The 21,423-nt window shown below is 71.9% G+C and carries 24 protein-coding genes and 1 tRNA gene; 9 read left to right on the top strand and 16 right to left on the bottom strand.

What is annotated here, in order from left to right:
* Positions 1-63: 63 nt before the first annotated feature.
* A complete protein-coding gene (locus ACIRVH_RS18425; protein ID WP_403954150.1) occupies positions 64-735 on the top strand; it encodes an O-methyltransferase in 672 nt (223 codons plus the stop codon).
* A 28-nt stretch (positions 736-763) separates the two neighbouring features.
* On the opposite strand, the gene ACIRVH_RS18420 is transcribed toward ACIRVH_RS18425, so the two are convergent.
* Entirely contained in the window at positions 764-1,156 is a 393-nt protein-coding gene (locus ACIRVH_RS18420) for a hypothetical protein (protein WP_403954147.1), read from the bottom strand.
* Positions 1,157-1,278: 122 nt separating this feature from the next.
* Here ACIRVH_RS18420 and ACIRVH_RS18415 point away from each other — a divergent pair, with 122 nt between their 5' ends.
* The gene (locus ACIRVH_RS18415; protein WP_403954145.1) at positions 1,279-1,713 is read left to right on the top strand and encodes a DUF1992 domain-containing protein; all 435 of its coding nucleotides are present in this window, start codon (positions 1,279-1,281) and stop codon (positions 1,711-1,713) included.
* A gap of 4 nt (positions 1,714-1,717) precedes the next feature.
* On the opposite strand, the gene ACIRVH_RS18410 is transcribed toward ACIRVH_RS18415, so the two are convergent.
* The 3 genes from ACIRVH_RS18410 to ACIRVH_RS18400 all read right to left on the bottom strand — a co-directional run bounded on the left by ACIRVH_RS18410 (position 1,718) and on the right by ACIRVH_RS18400 (position 3,460).
* Positions 1,718-2,167, bottom strand: a complete 450-nt coding sequence (locus ACIRVH_RS18410) for a hypothetical protein (protein WP_403954143.1) — start codon at positions 2,165-2,167, stop codon at positions 1,718-1,720.
* 65 nt (positions 2,168-2,232) lie between these two features.
* Positions 2,233-2,652, bottom strand: coding sequence for a nuclear transport factor 2 family protein (locus tag ACIRVH_RS18405; RefSeq protein ID WP_403954140.1), 420 nt, complete (start codon positions 2,650-2,652; stop codon positions 2,233-2,235).
* An 88-nt stretch (positions 2,653-2,740) separates the two neighbouring features.
* Entirely contained in the window at positions 2,741-3,460 is a 720-nt protein-coding gene (locus ACIRVH_RS18400; RefSeq protein WP_403954137.1) for a helix-turn-helix transcriptional regulator, read from the bottom strand.
* A 100-nt stretch (positions 3,461-3,560) separates the two neighbouring features.
* On the opposite strand from ACIRVH_RS18400, the gene ACIRVH_RS18395 reads away from it, so the two are divergent.
* Positions 3,561-4,079 (top strand): GNAT family N-acetyltransferase, encoded by a 519-nt coding sequence (locus tag ACIRVH_RS18395; RefSeq protein WP_403954134.1) that lies wholly within the window; start codon positions 3,561-3,563, stop codon positions 4,077-4,079.
* Here the strand turns inward: ACIRVH_RS18395 and ACIRVH_RS18390 are convergent.
* Positions 4,072-6,111 (bottom strand): DHA2 family efflux MFS transporter permease subunit, encoded by a 2,040-nt coding sequence (locus ACIRVH_RS18390; RefSeq protein ID WP_403954131.1) that lies wholly within the window; start codon positions 6,109-6,111, stop codon positions 4,072-4,074. The two genes, ACIRVH_RS18395 and ACIRVH_RS18390, sit on opposite strands and share 8 nt — an antisense overlap.
* A 161-nt stretch (positions 6,112-6,272) precedes the next feature.
* On the opposite strand from ACIRVH_RS18390, the gene ACIRVH_RS18385 reads away from it, so the two are divergent.
* A complete protein-coding gene (locus ACIRVH_RS18385; protein ID WP_403954129.1) occupies positions 6,273-7,214 on the top strand; it encodes a peptidoglycan-binding protein in 942 nt (313 codons plus the stop codon).
* A 77-nt stretch (positions 7,215-7,291) separates the two neighbouring features.
* Here the strand turns inward: ACIRVH_RS18385 and ACIRVH_RS18380 are convergent, their stop codons facing one another.
* Positions 7,292-7,957: an HAD-IA family hydrolase gene (locus tag ACIRVH_RS18380; RefSeq protein WP_403954127.1), complete on the bottom strand. Its 666-nt coding sequence runs from the start codon at positions 7,955-7,957 to the stop codon at positions 7,292-7,294.
* Positions 7,958-8,102: 145 nt separating this feature from the next.
* Entirely contained in the window at positions 8,103-8,690 is a 588-nt protein-coding gene (locus ACIRVH_RS18375; RefSeq protein ID WP_403954914.1) for a TMEM165/GDT1 family protein, read from the bottom strand.
* Between the two features lie 377 nt (positions 8,691-9,067).
* On the opposite strand from ACIRVH_RS18375, the gene ACIRVH_RS18370 reads away from it, so the two are divergent.
* Positions 9,068-9,712, top strand: coding sequence for an HNH endonuclease family protein (locus ACIRVH_RS18370; protein ID WP_403954125.1), 645 nt, complete (start codon positions 9,068-9,070; stop codon positions 9,710-9,712).
* A gap of 76 nt (positions 9,713-9,788) precedes the next feature.
* Here ACIRVH_RS18370 and ACIRVH_RS18365 read toward each other — a convergent pair whose 3' ends face one another.
* The 6 genes from ACIRVH_RS18365 to ACIRVH_RS18340 form a co-directional block, all read right to left on the bottom strand.
* A complete protein-coding gene (locus tag ACIRVH_RS18365) occupies positions 9,789-10,388 on the bottom strand; it encodes a DedA family protein (RefSeq protein ID WP_403954123.1) in 600 nt (199 codons plus the stop codon).
* Between the two features lie 176 nt (positions 10,389-10,564).
* Entirely contained in the window at positions 10,565-11,020 is a 456-nt protein-coding gene (locus ACIRVH_RS18360) for a DoxX family protein (protein ID WP_403954120.1), read from the bottom strand.
* A gap of 98 nt (positions 11,021-11,118) precedes the next feature.
* A complete protein-coding gene (locus ACIRVH_RS18355; RefSeq protein WP_403954118.1) occupies positions 11,119-13,041 on the bottom strand; it encodes an FAD/NAD(P)-binding protein in 1,923 nt (640 codons plus the stop codon).
* Between the two features lie 145 nt (positions 13,042-13,186).
* On the bottom strand, positions 13,187-13,768 hold the full coding sequence (locus tag ACIRVH_RS18350; protein WP_403954115.1) for a GNAT family N-acetyltransferase: 582 nt from the start codon (positions 13,766-13,768) through the stop codon (positions 13,187-13,189).
* Positions 13,769-13,797: 29 nt separating this feature from the next.
* Positions 13,798-14,739, bottom strand: a complete 942-nt coding sequence (locus ACIRVH_RS18345) for a MerR family transcriptional regulator (RefSeq protein ID WP_403954112.1) — start codon at positions 14,737-14,739, stop codon at positions 13,798-13,800.
* 116 nt (positions 14,740-14,855) lie between these two features.
* Positions 14,856-15,089: a DUF2277 domain-containing protein gene (locus ACIRVH_RS18340; RefSeq protein ID WP_403954109.1), complete on the bottom strand. Its 234-nt coding sequence runs from the start codon at positions 15,087-15,089 to the stop codon at positions 14,856-14,858.
* 93 nt (positions 15,090-15,182) lie between these two features.
* On the opposite strand from ACIRVH_RS18340, the gene ACIRVH_RS18335 reads away from it, so the two are divergent.
* A complete protein-coding gene (locus ACIRVH_RS18335) occupies positions 15,183-16,079 on the top strand; it encodes a ketopantoate reductase family protein (protein WP_403954107.1) in 897 nt (298 codons plus the stop codon).
* Positions 16,080-16,163: 84 nt separating this feature from the next.
* Complete coding sequence (locus ACIRVH_RS18330; protein ID WP_403954104.1) at positions 16,164-16,508, top strand: hypothetical protein; 345 nt, start codon at positions 16,164-16,166, stop codon at positions 16,506-16,508.
* Between the two features lie 66 nt (positions 16,509-16,574).
* Here the strand turns inward: ACIRVH_RS18330 and ACIRVH_RS18325 are convergent.
* Positions 16,575-16,649 (bottom strand) — tRNA-Val (locus ACIRVH_RS18325).
* A 182-nt stretch (positions 16,650-16,831) separates the two neighbouring features.
* On the opposite strand from ACIRVH_RS18325, the gene ACIRVH_RS18320 reads away from it, so the two are divergent.
* Positions 16,832-18,211 (top strand): hypothetical protein, encoded by a 1,380-nt coding sequence (locus tag ACIRVH_RS18320; protein WP_403954102.1) that lies wholly within the window; start codon positions 16,832-16,834, stop codon positions 18,209-18,211.
* Positions 18,212-18,291: 80 nt separating this feature from the next.
* Entirely contained in the window at positions 18,292-18,831 is a 540-nt protein-coding gene (locus tag ACIRVH_RS18315) for a DUF4383 domain-containing protein (protein WP_403954099.1), read from the top strand.
* Here ACIRVH_RS18315 and ACIRVH_RS18310 read toward each other — a convergent pair.
* Both ACIRVH_RS18310 and ACIRVH_RS18305 read right to left on the bottom strand, forming a co-directional pair.
* Positions 18,819-19,997 (bottom strand): amidase domain-containing protein, encoded by a 1,179-nt coding sequence (locus tag ACIRVH_RS18310; protein WP_403954096.1) that lies wholly within the window; start codon positions 19,995-19,997, stop codon positions 18,819-18,821. The two genes, ACIRVH_RS18315 and ACIRVH_RS18310, sit on opposite strands and share 13 nt — an antisense overlap.
* Positions 19,998-20,105: 108 nt before the next feature.
* Entirely contained in the window at positions 20,106-21,401 is a 1,296-nt protein-coding gene (locus ACIRVH_RS18305; protein WP_403954094.1) for a hypothetical protein, read from the bottom strand.
* Positions 21,402-21,423 lie beyond the last annotated feature (22 nt).

Raw genomic sequence — 21,423 nt, 5'->3', positions numbered from 1 at the left:
CAAGGTGAAGCCAAGGAGCCTCGGGAAGAGACTCGAGGGGACACTCGGGAAAGGCAGCAGGCGATGAGCGGGTCGCAGCTCTGGGACGACGTCGACTTCTACTTCAGCAGCCATCTCTCACCGGAGGACGATGTGCTCCAGGCAGCCCTGCGCGACAGCGAGGCCGCGGGGTTGCCGCACATCAGTGTCACGGCCCCTCAGGGCAAGTTCCTCCGGATGCTCGCCGAGATCCAGGGTGCCCGGAACATCCTGGAGATCGGCACGCTCGCCGGTTACAGCACGATCTGGCTGGCCCGCGCCCTGCCGGAGGACGGCAGACTGATCTCGCTGGAGTACAGCGCCAAGCACGCCGAGGTGGCGACGCGCAACATCGCCCGGGCGGGCCTGGACCGGATCGTGGAGGTGCGGGTGGGCCCGGCCCTGGAGTCGCTGCCCAAGCTCGCCGACGAGAACCCGGCTCCGTTCGACCTGGTCTTCATCGACGCCGACAAGGCCAACAACCGGCACTACGTGGAGTGGGCGCTGCGGCTCTCCCGCGCGGGCAGCCTCATCGTCGTGGACAACGTGGTGCGCGGCGGCCGGATCGCCGACGCCGACAGCACCGAACCGGACATCGTCGGCACCCGGGCCGCCGTCGAACTGATCGCCGCCCACCCCCGGCTGACCGGCACCGCGGTCCAGACGGTGGGCAGCAAGGGGTACGACGGCTTCGCACTGGCCCGGGTGTTGGGCTGACGGCCCGCAGGCCCTTGCGGGCCGGGGCTCACGCCTCGTGGTAGAAGCCCACGTTGATGCTGCGCGGCGCGGTGCGGTCCTGCACGATGACCTCGCCGGAGCCGCCGCGCGGCAGCGTCACGACCCCGCCGTAGGAGATGGTCTGCGCGTACTCGCCGACGATCAGCCGGACTTCGGCGGACGGCTCGGCCTGTGAGCCGCGCAGCCAGGACAGTTGCCAGCCGCCGTCGGGGCCGCACAGGAACTCCAGGTGGACCCGGGAGACGAACAGCCAGTCCTCGGGCGTGACCAGCCGGCACACGGCCGCGTCCCGGCCCACCCGGAGCACGGCGCCCGCCTCGCTGGGCGCGTCGGCCATCATCATGCCGGCCGTGGCGCCCGCGTCGGCCCCGGAGACGGTGGCCATGGTCAGTTCGAGCACGTGCGTTCCCCCTGGAGAACCCGAAGAAGCCGAGACGTCGGAAACGTCCTTGTGCGGTGTCTGTGTGCACCGCCGCCGCATGATAAAACGCCCGGCCGGGCTGCGTCCGGCACAATGGGTTCATGACCGAGCGAAAGCCACCGGGTGTCCCGTTCGAGTCCTGGGTCGATCACCAGATCCGCGTCGCCCAGCAGCGGGGTGAGTTCGATCATCTGACGGGCGCGGGCGAGCCGCTGCCCGCCGACGTCGACTCCACGTACGACGAACTGTGGTGGGTCAAACGGAAGATGGCCCGCGAGGGGCTGGCGGTGCTGCCGCCGGCGCTGGCGCTGCGCAAGGAGGCGGAGGACGCGCTCGCGGCGGCCTACGCGGCACCTTCGGAGCGGATCGTCCGGAAGATCATCACCGACGTCAACGTGAAGATCCGCGACATGATGTTCAAGCCGCCGCCCGGCCCGCCGCTGGGCAAGAAACCGTACGACGTCGACGAGGTCGTACGGGAGTGGCGGCAGCGGAGGGCCACCGCCACGGGGGACGTTCCGGCGTCGGAGGGGTAGCCGGTCAGAAGTGCAGCAGGCGTCCGGCCAGCTCCTCGTAGTCCCGCAGGGCCAGGCGCAGCTGCTCGGTGTCGCTCTCCACTCCTTCCTGCCAGGACATGCGCAGGGTCCGACGGCGCCGCGTCACGGCCTCGGAGAACCGTGCGGCGATCTCCTCCAGCTCCCGGTCGGCCTCCTCGACCGCGGCACGCGGCGCGTCGACGAACCCGGCCGCCGTCTGCAGCAGCCGTGTCTCCCACTGCTCCCGCTCCTCGTGCGGCAGCAGCGGGACGCGCAGCCCGACGCCCTCCGGGCCGGGCGGCGCCGGCCAGGCGTCCGCCGCCCGGCCCTCCGTCGTCGCCGCCTCGCGTGCGGTGATCTCACCCGGCGAGGGCACGCCGAGCCCGTCCTCGGGCATCTCGTCGTCCACAGCGGGTGCGGGCCGCACGGGCCCGGCCTCCCAGTCCTTGACCATGGCCCACCTCTCCTTCCGCCGGTTCTCCCCCCGGGTGACCCCGGCGGGCGGGCCACAAACGGCCGTCAGGGCGCGAAGCGGCGCAGCCCGGTCACCGACCACACGGTCGCGATGCGCCCGTCCACCACCTCGAACAGGTCGATGCCGCTCTTGTGGACCCCGCCCGGCCCGGTCACGTACCAGCGGGACGCGACCTGCCCCAGAACACCGTCCACCAGCGGGGTCCCCTCGACCGCATACCTCAGTCCCGGCCTTTCCGTACGGAAGGCGGAGATGAAGGAGACGATGCCGGCCGGGCCGTGGATCCCGTCGGTGGCCGCGTCGTCGGGGTCGTTGCCGAAGCGGATGCGGAAGTCGGGCGCGAGGAAGGCCTCCGGGTCGCTGAAGTCGCCGTTCCACAGGGCGGTCCAGCGGTCGAAGAGGGTGCTGCCGGTGGCGGGGGTGAGGGTGCCGGCCGTCGGGTTCGGGGATGCCGTGGTCGTCATGTGTGGTGCCTCCGGTGTGGGTGATCGCTGTTCCGAACGGACACCAGCCTCCGCCTCGCCCACGACACCCCCCTGTCGGTGATTGCCGTCACATTCCCAGCTCGCCGAGGGGGACGAGGTCCGAGCCGAGGGTGTCGAGCGCGGCCAGGTCGACGGCGCGCTCCGGGGCCCGCTCGTCGAGCGCCGTGACCGTACGGATGCGGTCGAGGCGGAAGCCGCGCGGGGCGTCCCGCAGCCGGCACCAGGCGGCCAGGTACCAGTGCCCCTCGCCGCCGAGGAAGGCGAGCGGTTCGACGTCGCGGGCGGTGGCGGCGCCCGTCGCGTCGGCGTACTCCAGGCGCAGCACCTTCCCCGCCGAGAGCGCCTCCCGCAGCGCGGCGGGCACCACCGGCTCGGTGCTCCGGGCCGGGCGCGCGGCCGGTACGAGCAGCCGCACCCGCCCGGCCAGCTGTGCCGCCGCCCGCCGCTCCCGGCCGGGCATCACGGCCAGCACCTTGTGCAGCGCGCTGCGCGCGTCCGCCGCGAAGGGCGTCCCGGCGAGGGCGTGCAGCCCGACGGCCAGAGCGGTCGCCTCGGCCGGGGTGATGGTCAGCGGGGGCAGGGTGCGCTCCCGGTCGAGCACGTACCCGCCGGTGCGGCCCGGCTCCGCGTGGATCGGCACCCCGGACTGCTGCAGCGCCAGCAGGTCGCGCTCGATGGTGCGGACGCTGACCTCGAAGCGCCGGGCCAGCGCGCGGGCACTGCGCGGGTGGGGTGCGGCGGCACGCAACTCCTCGACCAGGGCGTAGAGACGATCGGTTCGGTTCACGACGGACAGTCTCGGTGAGGACACCCGGAGGGCGGTTCATCCGGGACTCGCCGGAGGTCCCGCATATTCGCTTGCGGAGGGTCCGTGACGGCGCCCGAGAATGGCCCGCATGACCTGGACGATCGCCCCGGAACCGTACGACTGCCCGGCCGCCGCCGCACTGTGGCGGGCGTACTACACGGAGGTCAGCGACCGCTGGTACCTCCTGCACGAGGGGCACCGCACCGACCCGGACGAGCTGGAGCGCGAGATCGCGGCCCAGGCGGGCGCCGAACTCGCGCCACCCGCCGGGCAGTTGCTGATCGCCCGGTACGACGGTGAGCCGGCCGGCTCGGCGGGCGTACGACTGCTGGACGCCGACACGGCCGAACTCACCCGGGTGTTCGTGTACGAGGGGATGCGCGGCCGGGGCGGAGCCGCGCTCCTGGTCGCCGCCGCCGAGGAGGCCGCCCGCGCCCTGGGGGCCCGGCAGCTGATCCTCGACACCCGCAGCGACCTGGTGGAGGCCCGCACCCTGTACGCCCGCCTCGGCTACGCGGAGACCGCGCCCCACAACGACGACCGGTACGCCGAACACTGGTTCCGCAAGGACCTGTCGGCCCCCGGGATCGTCAACTGAGCCTGGTCGGCGCCCCGTCGCGGGGTCGCTCACGCTCCGAGCCGCACAGTTCGCCGGTGAGTTCCTTCACCAGCTGGACCAGGTCGGTGGAGCGGCCCGGCTGCCACCAGTCGCCGAGCAGCTCGGCCAGGGACTCCTCGCGGGCCTCGGCGAGCCGTTCGGCGGCCTCGCGGCCGGACTCGGTGAGCGTCAGGTCCAGGCCCTGGCGGTCGACCAGGTGCCGCACCTCCAGCTGGCGTGCGGCGTCGAGGACGGTCTGCATCGGGACGTCGGTGCGCTCGGCGAGCTGCCCCGGCTCCACCGAGCCGTACCTGCGGATGCGCAGCAGCATCCAGCTGGCGGCGGGCAGCAGGTCGCACCCGGCCCGCTCGGTGATCTTCCGGTAGATCTCGCGGCGTCCCTCGCGGGTACCGAGCACGGACAGCGCGCGGCACACCTCGTCGTAGGAGGAGCGTTCGACCGGGTTGGGCGCGATGGTCTCGGAGACGTCCGGCGCGGTGACCGAGCCGCGCAGCCGGTCCTCCTTCAGGAAGCACGCCAGCACGAAGCCGAGGAAGGCGACCGGGGCGGCGTACAGGAAGACGTCGGTGATGGAGGACGAGAAGGCGTTCAGGGCCGCCGGGCGCAGCGAGGCCGGCAGGGCGGCGATGCCGCGCGGGTCGGACTGGAGCGCGTCGGCCGAGACACCGGGCGGCAGACGCACGCCCCGGAAGGCGTCGGCGAGATTGTCGCCGAGGCGGCTCGCGAAGACGGTGCCGAAGATGGCGACGCCGAAGGAGGCCCCGATGGAGCGGAAGAACGTGGCGCCGGAGGTGGCGACGCCCAGGTCCTCGTACGAGACCGCGTTCTGCACGATGAGGATGAGGACCTGCATGACCAGGCCGAGGCCGAGGCCGAACACGAAGAAGTAGATGCTCATCACCGCGGTCGAGCTGTGCGCGTCCAGCCGGTGCAGCAGGAGCAGGCCGATGGCGGTGACGGCGGTGCCCGTGACCGGGAAGACCTTCCAGCGGCCGGTGCGGCTGACGATCTGCCCGGAGGCGGTCGAGGACAGCAGCAGGCCGATCACCATTGGCAGCATGTGCACGCCGGACATGGTCGGCGAGACGCCGTGCACGACCTGGAGGAAGGTCGGCAGATAGGTCATCGCGCCGAACATGGCGAAGCCGACGATGAAGCTGATGACGGCGGCGAGGGTGAAGGTGCGGATACGGAACAGCCCCAGCGGCAGGACCGGTTCGGCGGCCCGCCGCGCGACGGCGACGAACACGACGGCGAGGACGACACCCAGCACGGCGAGCCCGATGATCTGCGGCGAGCCCCACGCCCATGTCGTACCGCCGAGGGAGGCGACCAGCACCAGGCAGGTGGCGACCGCGGCGATCAGGAACGTACCGAGGTAGTCGATGACGTGGTGCGCGGCCCGGCGCGGGATGTGCAGGGCGGTGGCGATCACGGCGAGGGCGACGACGCCGACGGGCAGGTTGACGTAGAACACCCAGCGCCAGCTGAGGTGTTCGGTGAACAGCCCGCCGAGCAGCGGTCCGAGCACGCTGGTCGCACCGAACACGGCGCCGAACAGCCCCTGGTAGCGCCCGCGTTCCCGCGGCGGCACGATGTCGCCCACGATCGCCATCGACAGCACCATCAGCCCGCCGCCGCCGAGGCCCTGCAGCGCCCGGAAGCCGATCAGCTCCGGCATGTTCTGCGCCATGCCGCACAGCGCGGACCCGATGAGGAAGATCACGATCGCGGTCTGGAACAGCTTCTTGCGCCCGTACTGGTCACCGAGCTTGCCCCACAACGGGGTGGCGGCGGTCGAGGCGAGCAGATAGGCGGTGACGACCCACGACAGATGTTCCAGCCCGCCCAGGTCGCTGACGATGGTGGGCAGCGCGGTCGACACGATGGTCTGGTCGAGCGCGGCGAGCAGCAGTCCGAGCAGGAGGGCACCGATCGAGACGAAGACGTTGCCGGGGACCTGCTCGGCCGCCTTCATCTCCTTCGCCGTACCGTGCGTTTCCAGGGTCATGGAGACCTCCCGGGGCTCGGGGACTCCTACCATCCTCGGCGGTGTGGCCGTTTATGGCCTGTTGAGGTCCCTCTGTGGCCGGTTTGCCGCGTGTCCCGGTTCGGTGGATGTGGAGGACCTCTGCATAAACTCGGGAGTTCCCGAGGGGAGGGGACTTACGCGTGACGGAACCGACGGGCCACACCTGCCCGGAATGCGGGGCGCCGAGGGGGGCGGACAACACCCCGTCCTGCGACTGCACCCAGCGGGCGTCGGACGCCCTGCGCGAGGCGCGTACGGCGCAGGCGGCAGCGGCGGAGGACTTCAACCCGCTGCGCATCCGCCCGTATGTCGAGGTCGCGGGCGCGGGTGCCGCCGACGAGAGTGCGGCCGCGCAGACGCGCCCGGTGCCGGCCGTCGAGGCCACGCTTCCCCTGCGCCCGATGCCCGGCGCGAGCACCGCCGACCTGAGCCTCTTCGAGCAGGAGCCACCGCACGCGTCGGAGGCGGGCCCGGCGGACGGGGAGCCCCGACGGCGTTCCCGCCGTACCGTCCTGCTGTCCGTCGCCGGTGCGGCGATCGCGGTCGTGGCGGCGGCCGGCATGGCGAGCGGGCTGTTCTCGTACCACCCGCCGGCCCGGGACCGGGCGGCCCAGCAGGTACGCCCGAGCGTCCCCGAGACGACGGCACCGGGCACCTCGTCGGCCCCGGCGGCGCCTGCCTCGCCCCACTCTTCCGCACCGCCCGCGTCCCCTTCGCCGGACCCGACCCCGACGCCCACGGCCACGTCGGCTTCTCCGACCCCGACCCCGACCCGCTCCCAGAGCCCGTCCCCCTCCGCCTCCCCCACCCCCTCGGCGACGGCCAAGGGCACCCCGAACGCGGCGCCCACCGCCTCCGCGCCGGTGCTGCAGCGTGGCGACAAGGGTCCGGAGGTCACGGAACTCCAGCTTCGCCTGAAGCAGTTGAACCTCTACGACGACGACGCGAACGGCGTCTTCACGCGCCCCGTGGAGGACGCGGTACGCACGTACCAGTGGGCCCGGGGCCTTACGGACGACCCCCTCGGCGTGTACGGGCCGGCCACCCGGGAGAGCCTGGAGTCGGAAACAACGGAGCCATGAGCCCCCGCCCCAGGGGGCTCCGCCCTATGCCCACCCACCACCCGACTCGGTGGGTCGAGAAGCGAGCGAAACCCGGCTCACCCCACGTGCAGACGGACGGACCCGTCCCCCACGACCTCGACCCGCACCTGCGTGAGATCCCGTACGACGGCATCGGGCCCATGGGCGCCGGCCCGCGGCCCTACGCCGACGACCTGCATACCAGCGGCCCGGCCGGCCGCGACACCGGCGCCGGAGTCCTCGAAGACCACACACTCCCCCGGGTCGATCCCCAGCTCGGCAGCGCCCTTCAGGAAGCCCTCGGGGTCGGGCTTGCTCGCTCCGACCGACTCGGCCGTGATCCGCACCTCGGGCAGCGGCAGCCCGGCGGCGGCCATACGCGCGGTGGACAGGGCGACGTCGGCGGAGGTGACCAGCGCGTGCGGCACACCCCGCAACGAGGCGAGGAACGCAGCCGCACCCGGGACCTCGACCACACCCTCCACGTCGGCGGTCTCCTCCGCGAGCATGCGGGCGTTGTCGGCGAGGTTCTGCTCCACCGGCCGCTCGGGCAGCAGCACCGCCATCGAGGCGTGGCCCTGCCGCCCGTGGACGACCTCCATCACCTCGTCGCCGTCCAGCCCGTGCCGCTCGGCCCAGCGCCGCCAGATGCGCTCGACCACGGCGTCCGAGTTGACGAGGGTGCCGTCCATGTCGAGCAGGAGGGCGCGGGCGGTGAGGACGGTGGGGGCGGTGGCCGACATCGGCAGCTCCAAAAAGGGAGAACGGGACAAGGCGGCCCCGCCCGCCGGTCAGGGAAAACGGGCGGGGGCCACTTTGTTCCTCCACGGTACAAAACATGGCCCGGCTCCGCCACCGGCTCCGCGGAGCGTTCACCGACCGTTCAACTCAGCCCGCCACGCCCTCGTACAGGCTCCACACGCCGAGCCCCAGCATCAGCAGGGCCGCGATCTGCGTGATCAGTCGCAGCGGCACCCGCTTCATCAGGGCCTTTCCACCGACGATGCCGAGCCCGGCCACGGCCCACAGGCCCAGGACCGCGCCGAGGCCGACAGAGATGGGGTCGTCGTAACGGGCGGCGAGGTTGGCGGTCATGATCTGGGTGAGGTCACCGAACTCGGCGACGAGGATGAGCATGAAACCCGTGCCCGCGACCTTCCAGAAGGACTGGTCGGCCGGCCTGCGGATCTCCTCGTCATCATCGGCCCCACCCTTCTGCATCAGCAGCACCGCGGCGCCACCGAGGAAGAGAACGCCGGTGATCGCGTGCACGATCTGCTGGGGCAGCAGGGTCAGCACGCTGCCCGCCGCGACGGCGAGCACGACGTGCAGCAGGAAGGCGGCGGCGACACCCGCGAAGACGTACGAGGCGCGGTAGCGGGTGCCGAGGACGAGGCCGGCGAGCGCGGTCTTGTCCGGCAGTTCGGCAAGGAAGATGACGCCGAACACGAGCGCCGTCACGGTGATGCTGATCAACATTCCTCAATCGGTCGGGGGCTGCCCCGCCGAGAGTGCTGAACCTCACATGAGACACCTCGGCATGGCAGCACACTCGGCGCCCATGCCGTGGGGCACGGGCGTGCACTGCTTGCCGAAGGTCTCGCTGGGCGGTCCTGGAAGGACCCGCCTCCGGGCGCCGGCTCAGGCTGGCTGAGCAGTATGTCGACGGTCCGGCGAAGAGCTACTCCCCTTCTGCGCATCCCAGTGTACGCGACACGAAAGTTCCGCCGTAAAGCTTGTCGTGTCATGAACACGTCACTAGGTTCTTACCGAGCGCTCACCTTCCAGTAACACGGCACCGCGAGCATTCCCTCGCTCGCGCTCCAACACCCCCACCCCACCAGGGAGTTCGCATGCCGAAGTTCTACGCGCGTCGACGCCTGAGCATACTCTCCGCCCTTACCGGACTCATAGCTTCCGTCGCCCTGTTCAACTCCCCGAGCGCCTCCGCCGCCCTCCCCACCCCGGTCAGCGCCGCCACCGCCCGCAGCTACCTCGCCCAGCTGACCGTGGCCACCGAGAACCGCACCGGCTACAGCCGCTCCCTGTTCCCGCACTGGATCACCATCAGCGGCTCCTGCAACACCCGCGAGACGGTCCTCAAGCGGGACGGCTCGAACGTCGTCACCGACTCCTCCTGCGCGGCCACCAGCGGCAGCTGGTACTCCCCGTACGACGGCGCCACCTGGACCGCCGCCTCCGACCTGGACATCGACCACCTCGTCCCGCTCGCCGAGGCCTGGGACTCCGGCGCCGGCAAGTGGACGACCGCCCAGCGCCAGGCCTTCGCCAACGACCTGACCCGCCCGCAGCTCATCGCCGTCACCGACAACGTGAACCAGGCCAAGGGCGACCAGGACCCGGCCACCTGGATGCCCTCGGTCACGTCCTACCGCTGCACCTACGTCCGCGCCTGGGTGCAGGTGAAGTACTACTACGACCTCTCGGTCGACTCCGCGGAGAAGACCGCGCTGACGAACTACCTGGCGAGCTGCTGACCGCTGCCGCTCCTCCGCCCTCCTCGACCCCGCCTCCGGGCGGGCCGTCGCGGAGGGCGGCCGGCTGTCCGGACGATTACGCCGGCCGCCGCCGCATCAGGTAGCCGGCCGCGGCCCCGGCCCCGAAGAGCGCCGCCACCGACACACCCGTGGCCAGCCAGGTGGCGCCCAGCCAGCGGGCGCCGTAGTAGCCGAGGGCGACGCTGTAGGCGGCCCAGGACAGACCCGCCAGGGCGGACCAGGGCACGAAGTCGCGGGCGCGGCGATGGGCGGCGCCCGCGCAGAACGAGACGACCGAGCGGCCGGCGGGGGCGAAGCGGGCCAGGACGACCAGGGCGCCGCCGCCGCGGGACAGGGCCTCGCCGAGACGTTCCTGCGCGGCGGTCAGACGGCGGGACCGGGCGATCGCGCGGTCCAGGCGCTCACCGCCCCGCCAGGCCAGCCGGTAGGCCACCAGATCACCGAGGACCGAGGCGGTCGCGGCGGAGAGGATCAGGCCGAAGATGTCCGGCACGTCACCCGTCGCCGCGCCCGTACCCGCCGCCGCCGCCGTGGCCGCCGTGATGACGAGCACTCCGCTCGGCAGCACGGGCACGAAGACATCGAGCAGTACCGACAGGGCCACCATGGCGTAGATCCATGGACCGGCGGCCAGTGACCCCACGCTCTCCCACACGACAACTCCCCCATTGCTCCCCCATGACAGCCATACAGCGTACGCCGGGGGTGTGACAGGAGGTTCGTGGGGGGCACATGTGATCGACACAGCGTGTTCACGCATCTACTCACGCACGAGGGCGCCCCTCCCCGCACAGCGGGACAAGGGCGCCGTCGCCGGGCGGGGCGGGGCGGTCAGGCGGCCACCGGGGCCCGCTCCGCGGCCGACCGCTGCGTCTCACCCGCGCGCCGGGTGAACAGCCGGTCCAGGCCGAAGGCACCGGAGCCGGTGAAGACCAGCAGGAAGAAGGTCCAGCAGAACAGGACCGACAGCTCGCCGCCGTTCTGGATGGGCCACAGGGCGGCCTGCTGGTGGACGTCGAAGTACGCGTACGCCATCGAGCCGGAGGCGATCAGCGCGGCGCCGCGGGTGCCGAGGCCGAGCAGGACCAGGCCGCCGGCGACCAGTTGGATCACGGCCGCGTACCAGCCGGGCCAGGTGCCGGACGGGATCGTGCCGCCGTCGGTGCCGGCGGCGCCGCCGAGGACGCCGAAGAGCGAGGCGGCACCGTGCACGGCGAACAGCAGGCCGACGACGATGCGGAAGAGGCCGATGACGTACGGCTGAGCGGAGTTGAGGCGTGCGGACATGGGGGGTTGCTCCTCTTCGGTGTCGGTGTGGCCGGCCGGCCGGGGACGGGCCGGTCGTGGGGGCGGCGGTACCGAACGAGGGACCAGGTTAGGCGAGCCTAACTCATGCTTGCAAGTTCAACATTTGGCCATGGTTCCACTTCCGCTTGCGGTTCCGTATCGGCCGCGGCCGCACGTAGGACGGCTCGCGCCACCGCGTCGGCATCCGAAAGCGTGACCGAATCCACCCCTGGACGGGCGCCCGCGGCGGTCACCCAGTGCACGCCCTCCGTCGGCACACCGAACGCGAACCGCCGTGCGTGCACCAGACTTTGACGGTCGATCAGACGGTAGGGCCGTCGTGTCACGTCCAGCCCTCCGGTTTCGTAACCGTCCACGGTGTGCGGCCGGCAGGCGCCGCTCGCCAGCAGTCCCGCGAGCAACTCGTCGGCCGTCCGCTGCAGATCGGGTTCCGGAAGACGCGCTTCTATGAGGGTCGTCACACGCACCGCCGACCCCGGTACGGCCGGCGAGTGGGCCACCCACGCCCCCTGCTCGGCCCGCACCTCCAGACGCGGCCCCAACACCTCGACCACGCGCGCCTCGACCAGGGCCGCCAGTTCCTCGATCCGGCGCCGGGGCGGGCCGATGGACAGGAAGGCGTTGAGCGGGGTGTACCAGCGGTCCAGGTGCGCACGCCGGGAGCCGCCGGTCAGGCCGCCGTGGTCGACCACCAGGCGTATCTCGTTGCGCAGGTCGCGCAGCACGTCCAGGGCCGCCTTCAGCGGTCCGCGTACGTTGCCCAGGGCGGCCTGGGCCGCGTCCTCGCGCAGATACGCCAGCAGCCACGCCCGCCACTGCCCGGCCTCGGTGAACTCCCGCTCCCCGTACGGCCGGGAGATCCGCTCCCAGCTCCAGCGGTCCTCGGCGCCGACCCCGAACTCCTCCAGCAGCGCCACCTCCCGGGGATCGCCGTGCGGCACGGCGAGGAAGCGGTCGGCGAAGTCGGGACGGCCGGTCAGCGCGCCGTAGTAGACCGTCTCCACCTCCTTCGCGACCAACGGCCATACCTCCGTGAGGAAGTCGGGCGCCGCACCGGAGTCGGCGCGCTTGCGGAGGCCCGCTGTCACCTCGGGGGTGAGCACCAGCGGGAGATGACGGCCGTAGGGGCCCTTCGCGTTGTCGCCGCGCGCCTGGTACGGCACCCCGCGCCGGGATCCCGCGTACAGGCGTGGCTCCTGCCCGGAGGGCCGATAGCGCAGGACGCCGTCGGCGGCGCGGGCGAAGCGGCCGCCCCGGCCGGTGGTCAACAGGGCCATGTGGTCGAAGAAGTTGAGGCCCAGGCCGCGCAGCAGCACCGGTTCACCGGGCGCGAGCGGGGTGAGGTCGACGTCGGCCGGATTGGCGGGCGGTATGTGGCGCAGGCCGTGCCGCTCGGCGTGTCCGGCCGCCCGCCCCTGTTCCGCGTCCGCCGCCGTCGGCAGGTGTCCCTGGGCCAGGACCACCGCGGTCAGTCCGGACAGCACCCGGCCGTCGTCGAGGGTGAGCGTCTGACCGCCGCCGGGGCCGTCGTCCAGCCGTACGGCGCGGGCCCGGTGGGTCTCGACGCGCACCGCACGCGGGGCCGTCCGGACGGTCCGCGCGAACACCCACTCCAGATAGCGGCCGTAGTGGGCGCGGGTGGGGTAGTCGTCCGGGCCCAGCTCGCCGTCCGCCCACTCGTGCAGGTTGGGGCCCGGGCGGATCGGGCCCGAGCAGTCCACGCTGGCGTCGGTGAACAGCGTCACCTGGCTCGCCACGGTGTTCATCAGCAGCTCGGCCGGCTGCGCGGTCCGCCAGACCCGGCCCGGGCCGGGCGGCGCCGGGTCGATCACGTGGACCGTCAGCCGGGCGCCCGGCGGAAGGAGTTCCGGCGCGGAGGCGCAGAGGCGCTCCAGGACGCTGGTTCCGCGGGGTCCGGCCCCGACCAGGGCGACGGAGACCGTGGGGGATTCCCGGATCGGTGCAGACAACGGCGTGACTCCCGGGCGTGTGGGGCGCATGGCAGCAGACCGCCCTCAGGAAGCGGACGGTCCGCCTCATCATGCCTGTCCGGGTCTTGCCCAGCGGAAAGACCCCTGGGCCCGTCCGCCTCAAGTCGCCTTTCGCTGGCCCGAGTTGTCCGTCATTCCGGTCATGGACGCACACTCAGGGCGCGACGGCTCCGTGCTCCTGGCCGTACTCCCGCGCATGCACATGCCCGGCGAGCGGGAAGGCGGGCGGCGCCGCCGGAAGCAGCCGGGCCAACGCGTACCCGCACTTCTGCGCGACCCGGCACGAGGCCGCGTTGTCCGCCTGGTGGAGCAGTTCGAGGCGGGTCAGCCCGTCCCCGCCGAAGGCCGCGAAGGCCCAGTCGGTCAACGCGTGCAGCGCGCGCGGCGCCACTCCCCGGCCGCGTGCGGGGGCCGCCGTCCAGTAGCCGACCTCGGCGGAGGGGGCGCCCGGGGCCTCGGCGAACTTCAGGACCGCGTGCCCCAGCACCCGCTCCGGCTCGGGGCCGGACTCCACGACGGCGAAGGCGAACCGGCGCCGCTCCTCCCACCCGCGCGCCTGCTCCCCGATCCACCGGGCCGCGCTCGCCTCGTCCTCCACCACCCCGCTGGTCCAGTGGCGCAGGGCGTCGTCGCGGTACGCCTCGACCAGCGCGGCCGCGTCTCCCGGGCGCCACGGCCTCAGCAGGAGACCGGGGCCCGAGGGGGTGGCGGCCACTTCCAGTCGTGCCGTGGACATGCGGTCCTCCCGATCGCTCGACGGCTCTGTCACCGGGCCTTTCCCGTGCTCAGCGCCTCAACTGCCCATTCGATCACGGGAGTCAGCGGTTCCGGTGCGGGCCAGCCGTTGATCACGGCGAGGAGTCGGGTGTACCGGTCCCGGCGGGGATCGTTCACCGTGGCCAGGCGACGCATCAGCCAGGTGCGCAGCTCGGCGTCGTCGGGCCGGCCGACGGTGGCCGCGCAGGCCGCGGTGAGCCGTGCGACGACGGGCTCGGCCCGCGGAGACCACGGGGCGACTCCCGAGGACACGGCCGTCGCCACGACGTCACGGGTGACGGCGACGACGTCCGGCCGCGGCGGCACGGCGGCGCCGTCGGACCGCTCGCCCGCGTACTCCTCGACCAGCCCCCGCATCCGGGCCCGGAAGTCCGGGTCCAGGGACAGCTCCGCCAACTCCACCCACGCCGTGACCTGCTCCTCCGTGGGCCGGTCTGGCAGCTCGGGAGTCAGCGACCGCAGGGCGGCCGCGGCCGGCCCCGTACGGTCCGCGCCGCCGCCGGAGACGGCACCGAGGAAGTCGTCGATCAGGCGCCGGCGTTCGGCCTCGGACAGGGTGGCGAGCTGGTGCATGCGTTCCATCTCCTCGAAGGTGGCCTCGCGCCCGGCCGCCGCGACCAGCACCGCCCGTCGCAGCCGCAGGATGCCGATCTGCGCGTCCAGGGCAGCGGCATGCTCCGCGGCGACCCGGCCGAGCGGGAGGTCCCGGTCCAGGACACGGCGGATCGTGTCGAGGCCGAGCCCCAGCTCGCGCAGGGTGCGTACGAGGGCGAGACGGGCGACGGCGTCCGGGCCGTAGCGGCGGTAACCGGCGGGCGTGCGGTCGGCCGGCGGCACCAGGCCGCGATCGGAGTAGAGCCGGATCGTCTTGACCGTCAGCCCGGTACGCCGGGCCAGCTCACCGATCGAGTACAGGGTGCCGCCGTCCATGACCCCACCTTCGGGTCTCCCCCTGCGGGAGACTCAAGCGCCCGGCGATGGCACGGGCGGCGCGACCCACCCGGGCGGCGACCGGCCGCCGCTGCGGGCATCTGCGCATGCGGGCCCTATCCCGCCGCGCCTCGCACGGACTGCCCCCGCACCTCCAGCCCGCCCAGCAGCTCCGCCGTGGCCTCCGCCACGGCCTGCACGGCCTGTTCGAACACCTCGCGGTTGTGGGCGGCGGGCGCCCGGAACCCCGAGACCTTCCGCACGTACTGCAGCGCGGCGGCGTGGATGTCGTCCTCGGTGGCGTCACCGGGCAGTACGGGCGGACGCAGCGTCTTGATACTCCGGCACATGCCCCCAGTCTCACGCACGGCGCGCGCCCCTGCGAAGATCCCACCGAAGGCGGCCACCGATTCCCGGGGCCGACCGACGAGAGGAACATCCTCATGACGAAGCACACCGTGGCGATCCTGGGCCCCGGCGGCACCGGCGGCCTCCTCGCCGCCCTCCTGTCCCGCGCCGGCAACCGCGTCATCTGCCTGGCCCGGCAGGCCACCGCCGACACCCTGCGCGACACCGGAATCCAGGTCCGCAGCCGCCAGTTCGGCGACTTCACCGCATCCGTGGAGGCGGACACCGAGCTGCGCGAGCCGGTGGACGCCTGCGTGATCGCCGTCAAGCACACCACCCTGGACGCCGCCCTCACCCGCGTCCCGTCCGCCGTCCTCGGCGACGCCCTCGTCGTACCGCTCCTGAACGGCGTCGAACACCCCGCGGCCCTGCGCACCGTCTACCATCCCGACCGCGTGGCCCCCGCGGTGATCCGAGTGGAGTCGACCCGCCTGGCCCCCGGCCTGATCGAACACGGCAGCGACTTCGTGGAGGTCGACCTGACCGGCGACACGGCCCCGCGCCCCCGCCTCGAAGCCCTGGCCGGCACCCTCTCCGGCGCGGGCGTGACCACCCGCGTCCTCGAGGACGAGACGACGGCCCTCTGGTCGAAGATGTCCTTCCTGGCGCCCTTCGCCCTGCTCACCACCCGTCACGGCCTGCCTCTCGGCGAGATCCGCACCCGCCACCGCGCGGAGCTGGAGGCCCTGGTCGCCGAGACCACCGCGGTCAGCCGGGCCTGCGGCGCCCCCACGGACCCGGCCCAGGCCCTGGCCCGGTACGACGCCTTCCCGCCGGCCGCCAAGTCCTCCATGCAGCGCGACGCCGAGGCGGGCCGACCCCTCGAACTCGACGCCATCGGCGGCGCGTTGCTGCGCGCGGCGGACCGGCACGACGTACCGGTGCCGGTGGCGGCCCGCCTGGTGCGGGAGCTGCGCGCCGCAGGCCACTGAGCCGGGGGGAGCGGGCACTACTCGTTCGCGTGAACCTCCCGACCGAACTCGCCACTCAAAATCGAACAGGCGTAGCATTGCCGCGTGGCTACGACCTATGAATTCCCCAGTGACCTCCTCGCCGGTCAGGAGGAGCTGCATCAGGTCCGGGCCGAGCTGTCGGCCCTGCTCAAGCGGCTGCCCTGGTCGGTCGAGCCGAGGGACGGCTTCAGCGACGACAACGGCTGGCGGAAGGTGGAGCGGCCCGCCTCCCCCGGCTGGACGGCGGACGAGCAGGCCGAGGTCGAGAAGCTGCGGCAGCGCGAGCACGAGCTGGCGGTGTTCGTCAGCGGCCACCGCTTCTGGTCCGAGGTCACGGCGACGGAGCGGGTCGAGGCCCGCACGAAGCTGAAGCACGCCCACGAAGAGGCGGCGGAGAACAAGGAGTGAGCCGGGGACAAGAGGTGACACGAAAGCCCCCCGACCGGGACCGGTCGGGGGGCTTCTCGCTTCTTCTGGTGGGCGCGGACGGTTTCGAACCGCCGACATCCTGCTTGTAAGGCAGGCGCTCTACCCCTGAGCTACGCACCCGGGACAGGTCGACAGCCTACATGGCCAGGGGGGCGGGGCCGCAAACCCCGTCCGGGGCGGGGACAGCTCCCGCCGGACGGAAAAGTGACGGTGCACACGGCGAACTGACCGGCCCGTGTGTTCGTCCTGAACGGGTGGGAGAATGACACCACCCAGGGCGAACAACAGCACGGGAGAGGGATGTGACGGCGACACCGGGCACGCCGGCGACGAGGTCGTACCCTCCTTCGGGAGCCCCCTCGGCTCTGCGCGACACCCTCACCCTGATGAGCCTGCCGGTGCTCGCCGCGCTCGCGCTGCCGGCCGCGTTCGCCGGCGGCGGCACCCGGCGCTGGTTCGGCGGTCGCGCGGAGAGCCAGCGGGCCGAGGCGCAGGCCGCGAAGGACGCCGCCGCGGCAGCGTTCTACGAGCTGGACACGGCCCAGCGGGACCTCCGGATCTCCATAGAGACCATCTCGGCCGTCGACGACTCCCCCGCCGCCCGGCGCGCGGTGGCCGACTTCGCGGCGCTGGGCGGCCGGATCGACGAGGTCAGCCAGCACTACATCCAGGCCGTGGACGCCCATGACCTGGACCGGGACGACCTGGAGGCCACGGCGGCCGCCCGGGCGCGCGGCGAGCTGACCGCGGCCAAGGACGAACTGGTCCGGGTCAAGCAGGAGCTGGACCGCTTCGGCAGCTCGCTCGGGCCGCTGCTCGGCAAGGCCGAGACCCAGCTGGCCCGGCTCGCCCCGGCCGTGGAGCGGGCTCGGCAGGCGCTGCTCGGCGCGAGCAACGCGCTGGACGCCGTACGGGAGAAGGGCCTCAGGGCCGACGACCTCGCCGCGCGGCTCGCCGTGCTCTCGCCCGAGCTGACCAAGATGAACCAGGGGGCCGGTCAGCACGGGGTGGCGCCGACGCTGGAGCGGGCCGAGCGGGTGCAGCGGGAGGCCGCTGCGATCCGGGCCGAGGCGGAGCGGCTGCCGGCGAAGGCGTCCGAGATCGACCACCGGCTGGTGAGCCTGCGCACCCGGGCCCAGGCGCTGACCACCCGGGCGGGCCAGGTGGACCCGGTGCTGAGCGAACTGCGGCGGCGGTTCGCTGCCGCGTGCTGGCAGGACCTGCAGCAGGTGCCCACGCAGGCCGCGGAGAACGTGCGGCAGGCCGAGCTGAAGCTGCGCGAGGCCCAGTCCGCCCGGGACGCCCAGCGCTGGCCGGACGCCACCTCGCTGCTGTCGACGGTACGGGCGCTGCTGAACACCACGGACGAGGCCGTGTCGGCCGCGGGTGACCGGCTGACCCGGCTGAACGCCGTACAGAAGGATCCGGAGCAGGAGATCCAGCGGACCCGGTTCGCGATCCGGGACGCCCAGCGGCTGGCCATGACCGGCCGTGCGACCCCGGATCCGCGGCACGCGCGGCCGCTGGACGACGCGGTGGCGCGGCTGGAGCGGGCGATCGGCACGCTGGAGGGCCGGCACCCCGACTACTGGCACTTCCTGACCGAGACGGACGCCGTGCGGCAGAGCACGGCCCGCGTGGTGGCGCAGATCCGGGAGGAGCGCGGGGGCCCCGGGCACTGAGCCGTTGCCCCCGAGCCGCGCCGGGCGGATATTGGGTGGAGGTACGTAGGGCCGCCGCCAGCACGCACAGGGAGGCGAAGATGGCCTCACACACCATGCACACGGGAGAGCGTCACCGGATCCGGTTCGACGATCATCTCCCCGTCGACCATCGCCTGAACACGGTCTACCGGATCGGCGCGGGCCTGATGGGCCTGTTCCTGCTCGCCTTCGGCATTCTCGGCCTCACCGACAACATCGGCTTCTTCGACACCGGTGGGAACACCGCCCTGGGCCTGAACACCAACGGCACGCTCAGCGTCCTGTCCGTCTGTGTCGGGCTGCTGCTCTGCGTCGGGATGGTGATCGGCGGGAACTTCGCGTCGACGCTGAACATGACGCTGGGCATCCTGTTCATCCTGAGCGGCTTCCTGAACCTGGCCCTGCTCGACGGCAGCTACAACTTCCTGGCCTTCAAGATCCAGAACGTGCTGTTCAGCTTCGTGGTCGGCGTGCTGCTCATGGTGTTCGGGATGTACGGCAGAGTCGGCTCGACCCTGCCGCACGACAACCCGTACTGGCGGGCCCGCCACCCCGACGCGGAGCAGCGGGCCGATGCGACCGGGGATCAGGTGCGGTAGGCGTAGAAAGCCGCGCTGGGGTACGACGCGACGAGGCTCGCCACCGACCGGTTGTAGGTGTTGTTGGAGTGGTACGTCACGTACGGCACGCCCTGCGGGCTGCGGTACGTGACGATCATGGAGTGGTCCTTGGACCCGTCCCTGTTGAAGTCCATCTGCAGCACGTCACCGATGTCCAGCTGGTACACGTTGGCCAGGCTGGTGACGCGCTTGGAGGACAGGGCGAACCAGGAGAACTCGTTGACGCCGACGAACGAGTCCGACTGGATGTCGGCGTTGCCGAACCACTTGTGGAAGTCGTTCGTGTAGCCGGGCACATGCTTCCAGCCGCCCGCCTTCAGGGACTGGCTGACGAAGTTGGTGCAGTCGCCGCCCGCTCCCTGCCCGTTGTAGTCCGGGTAGTCCGGGTTGTAGTTCTTCCAGTACTTGGTCGCGTACGCCACCATCGCCTTGTAGTCGTAGGCGCCGGTGGTGACGTTCTTCCGGTTGGCCGGCGCGGGCCACGTGGTGGCCGCACGGGGCGCATCGGGCGGACCGTCGTCGGCCGGGCTGGCCTTCACGGAGGACGGCTTCGCGACCTGGTTCACCGCGAGGTAGCCGCCGTCCGTGTCGCGGACACTGGTCAGCTGCCAGTTGCCCTGCTGGTCGGCCTTGAAGGTCAGTTCGTGGTGGGCCTGGAAGCCGGTGGTCTTCGGCTCGGTGCCCTTGACCTTCGCGTAGGTCAGCGCCGTGGTCTCGGTGACATCGGCCTTGGCCGTACGACCGGTCACGCGCGTCGCGTCGAGCGTGACGCGGGTGCTGGCCTTGCTGTACTTCTCGCCCAGCTTCGCGAGGCGGGACTGGCGGCCGCGCAGTTCGGTCAGCGCGGAGTTCTCCTGGCGCGACTGCCCGGAGGACAGCTTGACGTCTCCGGAGAAGGCGGAGACCAAGGGCTTGGACCGGTGCTGGTCACTCCGGTCCACCAGGGCGTCCGTGCGGTCCGTGAAGACCGCGTCGGCCAGCTTCTGGAAGGTCGCCTTGGTCGCGGCGTCCACCGTCGGGTCGTCCACGACCGCCGCACCCGCGCTCCAGTTGGGCACCAGGGCCACACCGGCGACGACCGAGGCGGCCGCGACCGAGACTATGCCGGCGCGACGCCCCTTACGGCTCAGTTTTCTCGATTTCAATGATGTTCCCCTCTACACCGGCACACCGACCGGGCGAGGGCATCTTCGCATGACGTGTGCGCCAGTTGTGAAGGGGGTTGCACAAGTGGAACTTGCGGCGCACCAAGGTCACTTGACCACCGTGGACCAGTCACGCGGCGACTGCGCAGGGTCAAGGGCGCGCAGCTGCTGCAGGGTCGCCGGCTTCTGCACGTCGAGCCAGTCGGACAGTTCCTTGAAGGACACGCACTTGACGCCCTTCTTGGTGCACACGTTCTTGACGACCTGGTCGATGGCCTTCATGTAGATGCCGCCGTTCCAGCTCTCGAAGTGGTTGCCGATGAACAGCGGTGCCCGGCTGCCGTAATACACGCGGTTGAAGCCGGCCATGTAGGTGTCGACGGTCTCCTTCTCCCACTGCGGGTAGTCGACGGGATTGCCGTCGGTCTGGCCGTCGGACTGGTTGGCGAGGAAGTTGAAGTCCATCGACAGGCCCTGGTAGTTGCCGCCCTCGTAGGGGAGCAGCTGGAGCGGGAAGTTCCAGACGCCGTTCTTCTTGGTGGGCCATATCTGGAAGTCGCCGGTGGAACTGGCGTCGTAGCGCCAGCCGTAGCCATAGGCCTTGATGGCCTTCAGCAGGTTCTTCTGGCCCTCCAGGCAGGGCGCGCGGCCGCCGGCGACCTCCTTCTTGAAGTCGAAGGGCAGCGCCGCGATGTCCTTGAAGCCGGTGTTGGTCTTCCAGTGCTCCACGATGTCGTAGAACTGGTCGATCTCGCTCTTCCACTCCTCGACGCTCCAGTCGCCGCCGCCCTTCTTCTCGCAGAAGTGGCCGTTGAAGTGGGTGCCGATCTCGTTGCCCTGGTCGTAGGCCTCGCGGAGCTGCTCCAGGGTGGTGCGTATGTGGTCGTCGGTCGCGTAGTCGATCGCGGCGTCGCCCGGCTCGTGCTGCGGGCCGTGGTAGAGGGTCTTCTTGTCCTTGGGCAGCAGGTAGATGCCCGTCAGGAAGAAGGTCATGTGGGCGTCGTACTCCTTGGCCAGCTCCCGGTAGTGCGAGAAGAGGTGGTCGCTGCCCTCCAGAGCGCCGTCCCAGGAGAAGACGACGAACTGGGGCGGCTTCTCGCCCGGCTTGAGCGGCTTGGGTACCAACTGCCCTTTCTGGGGGCCGGTGTAGGAGGTGGAGCCGTCGCCGAGGATCTTCGTCCTGCCGTCCCACGCGGGCGTCTTGCCGGGCTTCGGCGCGGCCTTTCCGGAGGTGTCCTTGCTGGCGGCGGTGGGCGCGGTGTTGTCCCGGTGGCTGAGCACCAGGTAGCCCGCGATCGCCGACGCGACGGCGAGGAGGGCGGCCAGGGTCCGCATCCCGAGGCCGTTCGGACGGGGGCGGGACTTTGCCCGGCGGCGACGGCCGGTCTGCGGCTTCTTGTTCATGCGGCGGCTCATTCTGGTGCGA

Source organism: Streptomyces sp. NPDC101165 (assembly GCF_044768135.1).
Lineage (GTDB): Bacteria > Actinomycetota > Actinomycetes > Streptomycetales > Streptomycetaceae > Streptomyces.
This window is presented reverse-complemented; position numbering and strand designations above follow the sequence as displayed.